General features: G+C 59.5%; 16 protein-coding genes. 12 read left to right on the top strand and 4 right to left on the bottom strand.

The window, feature by feature from the left end; all coding sequences use genetic code 11:
* The first annotated feature begins 61 nt into the window (after positions 1-61).
* The 7 genes from K7G82_RS16260 (at position 62) to K7G82_RS16230 (ending at position 6,570) form a co-directional block, all read left to right on the top strand.
* Positions 62-394: a GrlR family regulatory protein gene (locus K7G82_RS16260; protein WP_222990972.1), complete on the top strand. Its 333-nt coding sequence runs from the start codon at positions 62-64 to the stop codon at positions 392-394.
* A 531-nt stretch (positions 395-925) separates the two neighbouring features.
* Positions 926-1,186 (top strand): hypothetical protein, encoded by a 261-nt coding sequence (locus K7G82_RS16255; protein ID WP_222990971.1) that lies wholly within the window; start codon positions 926-928, stop codon positions 1,184-1,186.
* Between the two features lie 280 nt (positions 1,187-1,466).
* Complete coding sequence (locus tag K7G82_RS16250) at positions 1,467-2,399, top strand: hypothetical protein (RefSeq protein WP_222990970.1); 933 nt, start codon at positions 1,467-1,469, stop codon at positions 2,397-2,399.
* Between the two features lie 25 nt (positions 2,400-2,424).
* Positions 2,425-3,057: a thioredoxin domain-containing protein gene (locus tag K7G82_RS16245; RefSeq protein WP_222990969.1), complete on the top strand. Its 633-nt coding sequence runs from the start codon at positions 2,425-2,427 to the stop codon at positions 3,055-3,057.
* 1,050 nt (positions 3,058-4,107) lie between these two features.
* Positions 4,108-4,920, top strand: a complete 813-nt coding sequence (locus K7G82_RS16240; protein ID WP_222990968.1) for a hypothetical protein — start codon at positions 4,108-4,110, stop codon at positions 4,918-4,920.
* A 331-nt stretch (positions 4,921-5,251) separates the two neighbouring features.
* The gene (locus K7G82_RS16235; RefSeq protein WP_222990967.1) at positions 5,252-5,881 is read left to right on the top strand and encodes a hypothetical protein; all 630 of its coding nucleotides are present in this window, start codon (positions 5,252-5,254) and stop codon (positions 5,879-5,881) included.
* A gap of 11 nt (positions 5,882-5,892) precedes the next feature.
* Positions 5,893-6,570, top strand: coding sequence for a recombinase family protein (locus tag K7G82_RS16230; RefSeq protein ID WP_222990966.1), 678 nt, complete (start codon positions 5,893-5,895; stop codon positions 6,568-6,570).
* 130 nt (positions 6,571-6,700) lie between these two features.
* On the opposite strand, the gene K7G82_RS16225 is transcribed toward K7G82_RS16230, so the two are convergent.
* A complete protein-coding gene (locus K7G82_RS16225; RefSeq protein ID WP_222990965.1) occupies positions 6,701-7,012 on the bottom strand; it encodes a hypothetical protein in 312 nt (103 codons plus the stop codon).
* A gap of 150 nt (positions 7,013-7,162) precedes the next feature.
* Positions 7,163-7,648 (bottom strand): hypothetical protein, encoded by a 486-nt coding sequence (locus tag K7G82_RS16220; protein WP_222990964.1) that lies wholly within the window; start codon positions 7,646-7,648, stop codon positions 7,163-7,165.
* Positions 7,649-8,204: 556 nt separating this feature from the next.
* Between K7G82_RS16220 and K7G82_RS30315 the strand changes: the two genes are divergently transcribed.
* The 3 genes from K7G82_RS30315 (at position 8,205) to K7G82_RS16210 (ending at position 9,369) form a co-directional block, all read left to right on the top strand.
* Complete coding sequence (locus K7G82_RS30315) at positions 8,205-8,387, top strand: DUF6961 family protein (RefSeq protein WP_425517274.1); 183 nt, start codon at positions 8,205-8,207, stop codon at positions 8,385-8,387.
* Positions 8,388-8,505: 118 nt separating this feature from the next.
* The gene (locus K7G82_RS16215; protein ID WP_222990963.1) at positions 8,506-8,697 is read left to right on the top strand and encodes a hypothetical protein; all 192 of its coding nucleotides are present in this window, start codon (positions 8,506-8,508) and stop codon (positions 8,695-8,697) included.
* A 420-nt stretch (positions 8,698-9,117) separates the two neighbouring features.
* Positions 9,118-9,369 (top strand): hypothetical protein, encoded by a 252-nt coding sequence (locus K7G82_RS16210; protein WP_222990962.1) that lies wholly within the window; start codon positions 9,118-9,120, stop codon positions 9,367-9,369.
* Between the two features lie 44 nt (positions 9,370-9,413).
* Here K7G82_RS16210 and K7G82_RS16205 read toward each other — a convergent pair whose 3' ends face one another.
* Together K7G82_RS16205 and K7G82_RS16200 are read right to left on the bottom strand one after the other, a co-directional pair.
* The gene (locus K7G82_RS16205) at positions 9,414-10,160 is read right to left on the bottom strand and encodes a hypothetical protein (protein WP_222990961.1); all 747 of its coding nucleotides are present in this window, start codon (positions 10,158-10,160) and stop codon (positions 9,414-9,416) included.
* Positions 10,161-10,395: 235 nt separating this feature from the next.
* Positions 10,396-10,884, bottom strand: a complete 489-nt coding sequence (locus K7G82_RS16200; protein WP_222990960.1) for a Ros/MucR family transcriptional regulator — start codon at positions 10,882-10,884, stop codon at positions 10,396-10,398.
* Positions 10,885-11,049: 165 nt separating this feature from the next.
* Here K7G82_RS16200 and K7G82_RS29825 point away from each other — a divergent pair, with 165 nt between their 5' ends.
* Positions 11,050-11,601 (top strand): excalibur calcium-binding domain-containing protein, encoded by a 552-nt coding sequence (locus K7G82_RS29825; RefSeq protein ID WP_246623623.1) that lies wholly within the window; start codon positions 11,050-11,052, stop codon positions 11,599-11,601.
* Positions 11,602-11,650: 49 nt separating this feature from the next.
* Positions 11,651-12,184: a hypothetical protein gene (locus K7G82_RS16190; RefSeq protein ID WP_222990959.1), complete on the top strand. Its 534-nt coding sequence runs from the start codon at positions 11,651-11,653 to the stop codon at positions 12,182-12,184.
* The last annotated feature ends 114 nt before the right edge of the window (positions 12,185-12,298 follow it).

Genomic DNA, 12,298 nt, shown 5'->3' with positions numbered 1-12,298 from the left:
GTTGGTCCGCTTTTCATTTGGCTGCTATCGAAGCCGTCATTATTCTTCGGAGGCCGCCACCATGCCCCTACCCAACGGACTATACAAAATCGCCTTCGAGACGCCCCACGGCACTGACTACGGCGTCCTCGACCTGCGCGAGGGCCGCCTGCGCGGCGGCGACAGCGGCATGGCCTACGTGGGCAGCTACAAGCAGCAGGGCGACATGTTTTCTGCAGACCTGCTGACCACCCAGCATCGGCACGTGCCCGGCGTGGTGACCGCGCTAGGCTACAACGACCTGCGCGTGCAGTTGGAGGGCGTTGTGAAGGACGGCGTCTGCTTGGCGCAGGGCAGCTCGCGTGACGCCAAGGGCGTTCGGTTTATGGCGCGGCTGACGATGATCGCGGATTAGGCGCCGATCGTAGATCCTCGGCGCCAAGCAGCGCGACGATACTGCGAGACCAATGGTTGGAAACGGCCAATCTTCGCGCTCCGCTATCTCTTCGCGCTGGCCTATCTTGCGACGGGGAACCATTGTTCTACAATGTGCGCATTGCCCGAACCCGTTCGGGTTTTGGCAGGCCTGCGCAGGTCCATAGCGCGCAGGCAGGTCGCGTCGGTCGACGACGAAGGGGGGCACCGGAGCTAGATTCCAAGCCGGCTCCGTCCATAGTCGTCGTCCGACGCGATCTAATCTTATTGCGGGCGGCCCGCTCTGCCAACCATTTTGCAAATCCTGTCGAGCGAAGGTGCAATTTGAAGCCGGGTGGAAAACCGCGCGAGGGAAGGTCGCGGTCCCCTGCAACGTTGGTACGTTAAAACACCCCCTCGAATTTATACCGCGAGAGCCATGATGGGTGTCGAATATACAATGGGTTTCGACACCCGGTTATAACGTTGCAGCGTACGCGGCTTGCCCCCTGCAACCCGAGGCCGGTCGCAGATGCTGCTCAGTGCGCGAGCGATGGCGCTTGCGTTGTCGGTTCGCTATGTAGCGGAGATGGTGCATCCCTCACTCAAGAACACGCTCAGGCTTCCTTGCGGTACGCCTGATTGCGACGGTCAGCAGATTTTCAATTTCAAGCTCCTGCAGACGATCACTTGGCGCTGCTCAGTATGCAATATGTTGCAATCGAAGAGTAAAGCGCAGATCGCTGCGGAGTTGGAAGCGAAAGGCGCGACCGTCCTGGATTTGATCGAGTGAGGTGCGAGCGGTCGGTGCCGCGTATCCTTAGGACAGACGCACCACGGCCGCGGACAACCTGCTCGACCAACTTGGCCGCACACCATCATGCTTGCGGATAAGGCTTATAACGCCGCCCGTATCCTTGGGCTGATTGGGGTGGCCTTGCTCATCGGACCCACGCGGAGGTGCTCGCAACGATCGCTGGAATTCAGATTCCATTCGTCGCTAATTCCATTTATCAGCGTCGTTCGGCTGGGGCGGCTCACATTTGGTGGGCTGAAGGTAAAGGGGAATAATTATGAGCTACCGCGTTCACGCGGCCGTGACGGCACTTCTCTGCCTGACTGCATTGTCCGGCTGCGGGTCTTCCGAGAATGAAACTTCCCCAGATAATAGCACACAAGGCGCATCGGCGAGCAACGCCGCCGCTTCTCCAGCAGCGCGCCCTGCATCACCCGCCACCATCGACGCCAACCGGATCGGGCCGGGAGATTTGTGGACGGGCAAGAGCATCACCGATGCGTTCGGGGTCGCCTGTCCTGTTCAACCGAACACCAATGGCCGCCCCGATATACTCGGTGTGGCCTTGGGTGGATCGTTGCCGGACGCGGTGGGCGGGCTGGCTTGCCGCTATCCCGAGGCGCAGTTCACCGCAAATAACAACGAGAACAAGAATCCCTATGTCGCGCTTAACGGCTCAACCTACGGCCTTAAAATGCTATTCAAGCCGCAGGACGGACGACCCTATGAAACGATTGATGTGTTTCTGTCGGGTGCGAAGAATGACGAGAAGGTCGTCGGCGTATGGCGGGTCGTCTACTACCGCCCCGAGCATGCACCGCTGAAAGACAAGATCGCGGCGGATATGGCCGCCAAATACGGCCCGTTCGATGGAACGGTGAGCCTCAAATCCGTAGACGGGCAACGGCTCGTCCCTAACGTGCCCCCATATTCGCGATGCCTTCGAGCGATCAATCAAGGGACGCTGAGCTACAGCGACTCCTTTGTGCTCAAGGAGGCCGTGCGGGCGGGTTGTGGTGATACGGTTGCGTTCAGCATCTCGAACAACGTGGGTGCGGGTCTCGCGGGCGATTTCACCTCCTTCCTGTTCAATCCGACCTATGGGGCGCAGCAGGACGAGATCGCGAATGCGGAGGCGCAATCGATGAAGGCCGCCCGTGACGCCGAGACGATCCGTCAGGCCGACCAACGGGCAACGCCCGAGCTTTAGTTTTAAGCAAAGCAAGGATCTCATCATGAACCGAAGAGAAATGCTTGCCACATCTGCTGCATTGCTGGTTGCGGGGCGTGTTATTCCTGCCGCCGCGCAAGCCGCAGGCCATTTTCGCCAAAACAACGGCGCGCGCGTGATCAGCGGTCAAACGGCCCTGCATCCCCTGCGCGTTATAGATAAGATCACCAAGGCGTCGGTTGGCCATGGGCGGCCAATCTATGTCCTTTGCAGTAGCCGCTGCCCGTACTCTCAGGCACTCTTGAAACGTCATCCCGGTGCCGTGGCCAATCTTGAGATACGCTACATACCCGTGACGCTCAAACCCGAGGAGTCTGGCGAAGTGGCCCAATTTTATTGGGAGGCTGAACTCGATAAGTCAGCTGCGTTCGAGTATTTCAAACGGTATATGGCGTTAGGATATCGGGGTGCCCCGCCGGCCAATGTAGTTAAAAGCGGGAGTGTCAAGGCTCTAAAAAACAGCGATGAGCTTTATTCGATAAACCTGACGCGCATCACCCACATCAGCAGGGCGCTCACCGCCACTTATCCTGAGTTTCGTGGCTTTCAGACGCCCGCGATGCTGATGCCCGACGGGGACTCACTCATCCAGTTCGACGGGGATCACCTTCCCGCGATCAGCCGCTATTTTTCCTGAGAATGCCTTGGGAAGGTTTGAGGGCGTTTGTGTTAGGAGATGCTTAGAGCTCAAAACCGCCGCGCAGCCGATGCCCTCGGCGCTGCGGTGACGGCGTTCGGCTATCCCGGTTTCGGCCCGGGCGAAAATGAACGTGCGCGGCGGTTCGGTCACCTCGCTCCGGGTCAAGAGCAGCGTCCAGATGGTAGAGGTAAGTCAGGAACTGGCTCAGGGGATGTCCGGCGGCCCATCGCAGAAGTGCACGGCGGGGTGATCGGCATCATTCACAATGGCGGTTCAAAGGAAGCCCGCCAGCTTGCGATCGCGATCGGCGTTCTCCAGAAATGGATGGCGGAACGATCCCCCGTAATCAAGCGTGTTCCCGGCGGGACTGCAACGGTCGTACAATAAAACAGTCCCTCGAATTTATACGCGAGAGGTTGGTTTTGTATCGAATATAAATGGGTTTCGAGGGTCGGTGCTAACGTTGCAACGTACGCGGGAGCGCAGTGCCGAGGCTCGCTGCCCCGATCGCAGCCGTCGCTACGCTGGTCCTCAGGGCTCGTTGTTGCCCTTCGGCGGACTGTCCGGATTGCCGACGAGCATGTCCACGGCGGCATTACCCAGCCGCTTGGCGGTTTCCAGTGCGGCTTGTGGCGTCAACGTTACTTCGACCGCATCAGGCCCCTCGACGTGGATCCCATCCGCTTGAGCCTCAACCTTACTGGGCTCGCTATATACTTTCCTTGCCATATCTCGCTCCGATCAATCGTCTAACAGACCGCAGAACCTGACCGTTCCGTGAGGGGCGCCGATCCGCAAAACATTGTCGGTTTGCCATCACTTGCCACCCGCCCAAAGCCGCGCGTAAACAGATGCCGCCTCCGCGACACTCGGGGGCGGGGCGTGGAAACCCCTTCTGAACCAGCCGGTCACCGATCTTCGGAGGCCGGGTGGCATGCGCGCATGTCCAGCCGGCTTGCCGGTAAAGGCGCATGCGCTCGTTGGTTCAGCGGGTTTCCAACATCCGGCTTCGGCCGTCGCCCCGAGAGGAACATAGGGGCGACAACGATGCCGACTTACAAATTTGCTGTAGCGACAGCCGTACTGGCGTTTGGATTGCTGGCGCAACAGCCAGCGCTCGCGAAGCGAAAGCCCTTGAAGGAGGCCCGATACGCCAAATGCATCGAGGTAAAAGGCTTCGGGGCATTGGACGACGCCATAAAGTCGAACACCGTGGGCTGCGCACGCTCCGAGGAAGCCGAGGGTGATGCCGGGCCTTTTGTGCAATACAAGAGCTGGTTCGAGACGAAGCGGCTTAAGGCAAAGCCCAACGAGCGGCTCACCATTCTGGTCCTGGCGCTGGAATACAGTCGGACGGCGACAAGCATAGGTGACGTGGAGGTGACCAGCAATCTGAGCGCCGGGTCAGAGCGGTTTACGAAAGCGAATCTTATTATTGGCGGAGCGCTGGTCGAGCGTGAGGTCTACCTGCAAAAGGGCTCCGGGCGAGAGTGCGGGTCTGTGCCAAATCCGGTGATCTCCAATTATACCTGCACATACACGGAATACGTGGCGATGGATTTTCCGCAGGAAGAGATCAACGCGTTTATCGCTCAAGCGGCCCGCAACCCGCTTGGCTTTTTCGACATAAAGCTGACGTCGGAGCGCGGATCGGAGAAGATCGTGCAAATCCCCTTAACCGAACTGAGGCTGCTGATCGAAGCCGAAGAGAAGGCGGCAGCGACTCTGCCAGTCGTCGGCCTCGCAAATTCGAAAAAAATCGAAAAATCCTCGATCGCAGTGGCTGAGGCCGCCGGCTCCCCCGGTGGAGAAACCTCCGCCCGGGACCGTGCAAAAAATAGCGAAAATCTGCCAAAATAGGCGTTTCGATCACTCGCCAGCGTCTGCGAGGATGCAATCGAGTTGCCTCCAAACGAGACTTTTGCAGGAAAGACTAGCCGTCAGCGCCTATTCAAGGACCATCGCCAGCTTGAGTTTGTGACTCGAAAATCGAAAAAATTTCTTCGAGAATTTCCGATCCCGGTAACCGAGGGCGCGGGGGAGTCCGGCGGGTATGCCCCGGCAAGGTACCATGCCGGGAGGGCCAAAAATGGCGGAAAACTACCAAAAATAACGTCCGCCGTCACTTGCCATTCTCTGCTCTCCGGGCATCGAAAGGCTCCCAGAACGAGACTTTCTTGGAGCAAAGACTATGAGCAAGACGACGGGCGCCGCCGAGCGCAAAACCCTCTCCACCCGGACCGGCGCCAGCGCCAAGCTGTTGCAGCGCAAGGCGCTGGAGAAGGCCGAGACGGGGGCGTCGCCAGAGGGCGGGGCGCTGGAGGACAGCTTCCCGGCCGCAGGCGCGGGCGACGATGGCGAGGCGTCCGTGGTCGAGCTGGCCGCGCACGCCGATATAAAGGAGCCCACGTCGGGCTCGGAGCCCGCTCCAGCCGCTCCAATCGCTGCCGAGGCGGCGCCTATCGTCGTAGCGTCGCCAACATGGTCCGCGCAGGACGAGGCCGCGTTCCAAGCGCTGTCCGCGCGTCGCAAGGCGTCGGGCTATCGCGGTCGTGGGCGCGAGGTGAACGCTCAACTCGTTCGCGTTGGCGACATAGCGCCGAATCCGGGCACGGTGGTCGCGGCGATCGTCGCGCTCGTCGCAGAGCGCGGCACTGTCGCCCGTGGCGAGCTGATCGGTCTGATGGGCGCGACCACCTTCTCGAACGCCAAGGCGCGTCCCTCGGACAAGAGCTGGTGCCAAGGCTATGTGGCTGGCGCGATCCGCTCCGGCTTCCTGGCGGAGGCCTCCGAGCCCGTCGTCGCTGACGTGGCGGCGTAGGGCAGGGCGCCATGCAGATCGTGACCTATCTGCGCGTCTCCACAGCCAAGCAGGGCATGACCGGGCTTGGCATGGAGGCGCAGCGCTCCGCCGTGGAGGGCTTCGCCGCCAGCGGCGGGCATCGCGTCGTCGCCGAGTTTGTCGAGGTTGAGTCGGGCAAGAAGACCGATCGCCCGCAGTTGGAGGCCGCGCTTGCCGCGTGCCGCCTGCACCGCGCGACGCTGGTTATCGCTAAGCTGGACCGGCTTGCCCGCAACGTCGCTTTTATCGCGAACCTGATGGACGGCGGCGTCGAGTTCGTCGCGTGCGACATGCCCTACGCCAACCGCCTGACCCTGCACCTGATGGCCGCGATGGCCGAGCACGAGCGCGAGATGATCAGCCAGAGGACCAAGGCCGCGCTTGCGGCGGCGAAGGCTAGGGGCGTTAAGTTGGGCAATCCCAATGGGGCGGCGCATTTGCGGGACCTGTGCCGTGTCGGGGCGGCGAATAGCGGCAGGGCCCGGCGCCGCGAGGCGGTCGAGCGCGCCCTAGCCGTCGCACCGCTTCTGGATCAGCTCGCGGCCGAGGGCGTGGTTGGCGCTCGCGCCGTCGCGGCGGCGCTTAATCGGCGTGGCGTGCCGTCGCCGAGCGGCGGCCTCTGGTATCCCGAGCAGGTTCGCCGTGCCGTGGCGATGCTGGCGACATGAGCCGAGTGCTGGTCGCACTGGGCGGCGTATACGTGCTGGTCTGGATATTCGTAGGGTGGTGACGCGTCGCCGTGAAAGGATTGGATCGACGGCCATTAATGGGTGGGAAGCTGTCGTCCAAATTCGCGTATCAACCGTCCGCTTTTATGAACTGGCTTGCGAACTGAGTATTGTAGGCATGAAAATCGCCCTCAGGCGTAATCACCAATTCCGTTACGTTAGAACGCTGAAATTCATCTTCCCGTGCTTCATCATCTATCTTCAAGCTAACAGTAAGGGCACCATTGTCTGTACCTACTAGTTTGTAGTCATAGACGATTTCTTGACCGAAGCAGGTAACCTCGCTGCCTACGACAACCAACTCGGAAGATGCATCATCGACATCCACCCAGCGCCCCTGCATCTGATCCGGTAGCGATACGTCTCTGTCCTGTCGTTCCATATGATCCTCTGTCCACAAGCCTGAGGGCGCAATCCTAATGGAAGCAGCGACGTCCGCAATTGGGGCGCTTCCTGCCCGACCGCTTTTATCAGCGCCTCTCCGATCGCGAACGGCGAAAATGGGTGGGATGCGGTCGTTCGCCTACCTCGTTCATAACGTCGGCACTGGAAGGCTTCGCATTATCGCGCGGAGTTCTGCATTGCGCGCTTTCATTTTATTCGCATCACATCCGAAGTCGGCATAGTAGTAATTATTCAGTCGTGGCCCGGTCCATTGCACATAGAAGGCTCCAGCATCATTGATCCGTGTCGACGGCTTTGGGCAAGTCCACGTCATAAGTCGATCGATGCTCGATTTCGTCAGAGGCACGGATCGGCTTTGGAAAGGCTTTAGTAGGTTCGCCAAATCGGCGAACTTCTGAGGCGAGATCACAAATGATCCGGATACCGCTTGGGCGCTGCTCACCCCATGATTTATGGTGTATCGTCCCTCGCCTGAAATATTGACTTCTATATCCATCGACGCCCAACCTGAAAGGATCAGTTGGATGCGTTCGACTTTCTGCAATCCATCATTTTGAGCATCGCAAGCTGCAACCAGTAGAGCAAGAAATAGCCATCGGGTACGAGTCAGCATACTGCATCATTACATGACTCCAATAATGATCGCAATTGGCGCGCTAGCTGACGGGTTTCAGCGGTCGTTTACAGCAAGTGGATGGCCGCGATTGGGGCGGTAACAGACGATCCAGTTTCTCATCCCACGCCCAGATGGCGGATTCGGCAAATCAATCGCCCGTTTGGGTTCGTGTGTCAGCCTTTTCCGAGGGGTGAAGGGGGCGGCGGCGCGACGGGTGTCGCCACCGAAGCGGCGCGATTATGGGACAGCGCTGCCCCTAAAGGTTAACATGCCCAGCCAGTGGTGGATTTACCAAATTTACAGTCCAATTCCGATCAATCTGACATGTAAAAATTAAGAAGTTGGTAATCTTTGGAGAGCTTACTTCGATCTCTATAGTCAAGCATCGTGTCTCATCATGCCGAACGGCCTTGCGAGTCGCCACCTGATGGTTTGACTTTTGAAAGGCGCGTCGCTCCGGCGATTTTGTTCGTTGCGGTGTGCGATTTTTCCTGCGCGCGTATTGTTTCGGAGGCTGTCGTCCTCTGGTTTTCTCGTTTTCGGGGGTGGTACTATGACACCGGAACAGGAGGCGCTCGCAATCGCTCTCCAAGTGGAGCGTCTTCATGGAGAGCGCGCGTCCGCATTCGTGGCTGAGCAACTGCGATCGTGCGTGTTTGTTGGCGACAAGACGGGAGGCGATCTTTGGAAATTGGTAGCGGAAGCGCTTGAATCGCGTCCGCCACCACCGCAATGATTGAAGGGGCTCTAGCTGGCGCGGCGCTCAGGACTCCCAGGCTGGCGCGTCAACGATCCGAGTGATCGAAACGTCGGAAGCAATAAAGTGGAGTGGACTTCATCTTATGCATGGAAGCATGATCTATCTGGTCTTGGCGGCTGCGCTTCTTTGCCTGATCACGCTTGGCCTCCGTCGATCTAAGCTGGTGCGCCGCCGGCTAGGGCGCAGGCAGGATCGACATCAAAAAATCTGGATCGAGATAAAAGATACCGACCTGTCCGAGGGCAACGCACCTAGGCAAGGCACCGGATTTGATCGCAAGCAATAATAGGACTTGCGAAGCTGCGAGCGTGAGATAGCCTTTCCCGTGACGCCAGCCGGTGCCCCACGCCACTGGTGTTAGGGCATGCTGCCCCACCGCATGTCCGGCAGGCCGGGTGACCAGGACCGGCCTGCCAGTGGCTCGTGCAACCCGGAGTCATTTGACAGGTAGAGACCGGCGTGAGCACATGCCCCGCAGCAGGATGACAGTGGTGCAGAGCCGTTGTCATCTGAACTACGCAGCTGGCCCACCATCAATAGTCTAGATATGAGATCGCTCTCGCAGCATTCCGATTGCTGATCAATCGGCGGCGGAGCCGGCCTGAGGCGCCGAAGAATTACAGTTGATACGGCGTTGGTGAATGCCTCGAACCCTTCATGAAGGATATCCGTGCCACCGATACGCCGTTGATTCACGGGGGTAACAATGCCCACCTTGGAAAAGCTATTGCGGGTACGCGCCGGTGTGAAGCTGTTCGAAATGACGGTTCACAACGGACCGTTTATAACCCATCAAAGCTACGCCGTGACGTCGCCTCGCTCACGGGTGGCGATGAATTTTCCAGATCTTCGTGAAGCCGAGCGCGCCTGGCGAAAAGCGGTAACTTTTATCGAGGACGACCAGTCGCCGTCGGGAGGCGATCAGGAAATCCGAGATTCCGACTCCACACCCGATTGAAGCGCCCGCCTTTGATCGGGGTGTATCCAGAACCCCACTCGTGCTCAACCGTTAGGCCAACTCAAGCCCTTTACGTCAAAGCTAAGCGACTGAGTCCCGGCTTGATAGAGCTGAAGCTGGATGATGACGGCAGCAGATTGCTTGATCTCCCGCTCGATGGTCTTCCGATCTGCTATGAACACCGTGCGAGTCGAGTTGTCGTCGGGGGCCCCAGCCGCCATATCCCGGGCCTTCTTCTTGTCGAACCGTACCCTCACGGTACACCCCGTGTATGCGCAGAGAATCTGCCCCTCTTTCTCCAGCGTGATAAAGGCGTTCTGCCCGTGCTGCGGGCTATCGCGGAGACACAGCTTGGCCCTTGTAGACTCATAGGGCGGGTTTAACCGAACCGCGTTCCGCGACATGATGCATGCCATCCGTGTCGGCCGATCCGTCATAACGTCCACGTCAGATGTATATTCCCATTCCTGGTTTTTGTTCTCGCTGGGAAACTGTTCTTCCAAGGAGGCAAGAGTCTTTTGACTATCTGCCAGCACCTTGTCGGCCTCAGCCATCGTTCGACGATCCGCCATCATCGACCAACTTCCTAGCCCCATAATGCTGGTCAAGACGATAGAAGTGATCTTGCGACCTTGCCGATAATCCGAGCCGCCGCGCATGGCCAATCGCGTCCACGGGGGATCATAGAGGCAGCCAATCAATATCGCTGTCATGATCCATCCCACCGGTGTGTTGATAACGACACCCAATAGAATCGCGCCGGTGATCCAGATCCACTTAGCCGCGCTCATATCTCTCTATCCTCTAACTGGGTGATAGCTAATCCCGATAGCTTTGCAGCGTGGATAAAGAGTAACTAGACCCGTTTCGTTCGAGGCCAACGAGGGCAAAGTGGGAATTTCGACTTCGCCGTATCGGGCTGCGATATAAGTCGGCAGCGTGATTGCCGCGCCGACCAACAGTTGCGGATCATAGCGCCGCTATCGCCTTGCTTGGTCGTGCTTCCGTGCTCGCCGAGTTGCCAGCTCAGGCGTTAGGTTTGCTAGCGGGCCGGCCACGCTTCTTTGCAGGAGCCTCGACGGTCGATTTCTTGGCAGGTGCCTTCTCGCCCGGCTTGCGCCCAAGCCCGATCTTCTTCGCCATGGCACGGCGCGCTTCCGAATAGGTCTCCGCAACCATCGGATAATCGGCTTTCAGATTGTAGCGCGCGCGATACTCGTCCGGCGTGAGGCCGTTCGTGGAGAGGTGTCGGCGCAGCGTGCGGTAGGGCTTCCCGTCGATCATCGAAATGATGTGATCCTTGGACGAGAGCGACTTGCGCACCGTGACCGCTGGAACATGCTCGGGTGCGGCTACTTCCTGCTCGGGCTCATCGGTGGGCTTGTCCAGAGCGGCGATCGCGGCGTGCGTTGTGGCAATGAAGCCGGCCATGTCGTCGGCGCGCATGTTGTTGTTACTGACATAGGCCGTGACGACCTCGATCGTCAGCTCGATTATGTTGGTATCCTCGGCCATGTCGGCTTCCTTTGGCGGTTATGTCCAATTTGGATCAATATGCGGCGTACGGGTCAGTAGCAATACGACCATTCGACCGACCGTTAGGAAAAGCCTGCGGTACCGCGACAAAACTCCGCTCAGGTCCGGTGTTGCCGTCTAAATCCGGGAAGGCGGCGGCATTGATTGGCAGGAACAGCGCTCTGGATTTACGACCTGATAAGCAAGACGAGTTATCGTCTGCGAATGTCTTTCAAGAAGCCCTTTAAAGCTACTCCGCTTCAGCCGCGCCCCAAGCGCTTCAACGCGTCGAAAATCTCCTCCTTCTCGCGGGCAGTGGCGGTCCCTCGCAAGTCGCGCGGCATGGTCCTTCCGATCGGCGCCGCAGTTGCGGCAGGGCTTGGGTTGGGATGGATGTTGTCGGAAGGCGAGCAAACTGCACCAGTCGAGCCGCAGGCCGTGGTTTCGCAGGGCGAAGACGACCGCGTCGAGGCATTGCGGCGCAGGGAGGCGGCCGAGCCGCCCGAGACGCTGTCCGCCATGACTGGCGCCGATAGACCCGAAGTTGATGCCCCGGCGATGACGAGACCGGCATCGGCGGGGGTCGCGTTCTATCGAGCTTGCGCCGACGCGCGCGCTGCCGGCGCCGCGCCACTGTATCGCGGGCAACCGGGCTATCGGGACGCGCTGGACCGTGACGGGGATGGCGTCGCGTGCGAGCCGTATCTGGGGCGGTAGCACCAGCACTCTACACGCAATCCAAACTGAGAGCCCCTACGGTAGCGAAATGAACGCCCAGACCAAGATCGAGCCGGCCCTGCCGCCGGAGCCATTCGACGCCGCCCGCGACAAGGTGAACGCTTTGAGGGGCCGGTGCATGGACGCCTTCGCGAGAGCGGAAGAAGCGGTAACGGAGACGCTGCTTGTCATGGCAGAGACTGAGCGCGGCAAGGCGATCCGTCTGCAGCATCTGGTCGGGCAGCGGTTCGATGAGTTGAACACGGCGCTGGGCGAGGGCGGCGCTTTCGCTGGCGAGGGCAAGGCAGCATCCGCGACGCTGGCTGCGTTTCGCCAACACGACGACCTGCGCGCGTTCCTGTGCCACGGCGTGGCGAAGGTGACGCTCGACAAGCATGGGCGCTGGACAGTGGTTATGCGGGTGCTGGCGCTGCGGGCACGCAAGGCTGCGCGCACGCATCGAGCCATGGAGCAGGACGAGGTTGCGCAGTTGGCGGACCAGTTGGCGAAGGCTTCGCGGAAGCTGTGCTCGCAATTGGGGGATTTGCAGGCGAAGGTGCGCAGCAAATGGCTTTGCTTATAACGTCTGCATTCTTACTCGATCGGGCGCGCAGGTCCTCTGACATCCGGTGACGAAAACAACGGCTAGGGCGCCGGCCATCCCGGCCACCCCAACCATATCTCTCGGAAAGAGTTC

Source organism: Sphingomonas colocasiae, assembly GCF_019880585.1.
GTDB classification, from domain to species: domain Bacteria; phylum Pseudomonadota; class Alphaproteobacteria; order Sphingomonadales; family Sphingomonadaceae; genus Sphingobium_A; species Sphingobium_A colocasiae.
The sequence above is the reverse complement of the archived record's forward strand: the minus strand, read 5'-3'. Positions and strand labels throughout refer to the sequence as shown.

What these genes read in the sequence shown, in the direction of transcription:
- K7G82_RS16260 (WP_222990972.1), top strand. Translation starts at nt 62, where the DNA reads ATGCCCCTACCCAACGGACTATACAAAATCGCCTTCGAGACGCCCCAC.
- K7G82_RS16255 (WP_222990971.1), top strand. Translation starts at nt 926, where the DNA reads ATGCTGCTCAGTGCGCGAGCGATGGCGCTTGCGTTGTCGGTTCGCTAT.
- K7G82_RS16250 (WP_222990970.1), top strand. Translation starts at nt 1,467, where the DNA reads ATGAGCTACCGCGTTCACGCGGCCGTGACGGCACTTCTCTGCCTGACT.
- K7G82_RS16245 (WP_222990969.1), top strand. Translation starts at nt 2,425, where the DNA reads ATGAACCGAAGAGAAATGCTTGCCACATCTGCTGCATTGCTGGTTGCG.
- K7G82_RS16240 (WP_222990968.1), top strand. Translation starts at nt 4,108, where the DNA reads ATGCCGACTTACAAATTTGCTGTAGCGACAGCCGTACTGGCGTTTGGA.
- K7G82_RS16235 (WP_222990967.1), top strand. Translation starts at nt 5,252, where the DNA reads ATGAGCAAGACGACGGGCGCCGCCGAGCGCAAAACCCTCTCCACCCGG.
- K7G82_RS16230 (WP_222990966.1), top strand. Translation starts at nt 5,893, where the DNA reads ATGCAGATCGTGACCTATCTGCGCGTCTCCACAGCCAAGCAGGGCATG.
- K7G82_RS16225 (WP_222990965.1), bottom strand. Translation starts at nt 7,012, where the DNA reads ATGGAACGACAGGACAGAGACGTATCGCTACCGGATCAGATGCAGGGG.
- K7G82_RS16220 (WP_222990964.1), bottom strand. Translation starts at nt 7,648, where the DNA reads ATGCTGACTCGTACCCGATGGCTATTTCTTGCTCTACTGGTTGCAGCT.
- K7G82_RS30315 (WP_425517274.1), top strand. Translation starts at nt 8,205, where the DNA reads ATGACACCGGAACAGGAGGCGCTCGCAATCGCTCTCCAAGTGGAGCGT.
- K7G82_RS16215 (WP_222990963.1), top strand. Translation starts at nt 8,506, where the DNA reads ATGATCTATCTGGTCTTGGCGGCTGCGCTTCTTTGCCTGATCACGCTT.
- K7G82_RS16210 (WP_222990962.1), top strand. Translation starts at nt 9,118, where the DNA reads ATGCCCACCTTGGAAAAGCTATTGCGGGTACGCGCCGGTGTGAAGCTG.
- K7G82_RS16205 (WP_222990961.1), bottom strand. Translation starts at nt 10,160, where the DNA reads ATGAGCGCGGCTAAGTGGATCTGGATCACCGGCGCGATTCTATTGGGT.
- K7G82_RS16200 (WP_222990960.1), bottom strand. Translation starts at nt 10,884, where the DNA reads ATGGCCGAGGATACCAACATAATCGAGCTGACGATCGAGGTCGTCACG.
- K7G82_RS16190 (WP_222990959.1), top strand. Translation starts at nt 11,651, where the DNA reads ATGAACGCCCAGACCAAGATCGAGCCGGCCCTGCCGCCGGAGCCATTC.